This is a genomic window from Flavobacterium cupreum (assembly GCF_003996965.1).
In the GTDB taxonomy this organism is placed as follows: domain Bacteria; phylum Bacteroidota; class Bacteroidia; order Flavobacteriales; family Flavobacteriaceae; genus Flavobacterium; species Flavobacterium cupreum.
The window spans coordinates 1-282 of the sequence record NZ_QWDM01000256.1; the positions used below are offsets into that span (position 1 = coordinate 1).

Consider the following 282-nt stretch of genomic DNA (forward strand, 5'->3'; position numbering starts at 1 on the left):
GAACGGGCGCCGGCGTCGTTGCTGCGGCTGGTGTAGCCGGCCGAGGCGGTCAGGCGCGGCAGCATGTCGTACTTGGACAGGTCGAGCTGGGCCTCGGCCATGCTGCGCTCCATCGAGCGCAGGCGGTAGTCGTAGTTGTACTTGAGGGCGCGCGCGAAGGCCTCGTGCAGCGTGACGTCGCCGGCCACCGGCTCCATGTCCTTGAACAGGGTCGCCACATCGTCCCTGACGCGTTCGCTGCGCTCGGCCACCGAGACCGGCTCGGGCGCGACGGCGCAGCCG

The 282-nt window shown here is 70.9% G+C and carries 1 protein-coding gene; it reads right to left on the reverse strand.

The features are described 5' to 3' along the window. A partial coding sequence (locus tag D0817_RS27350) for a TolC family protein (protein ID WP_161568498.1) occupies positions 1–282 on the reverse strand: 282 nt, incomplete at both ends.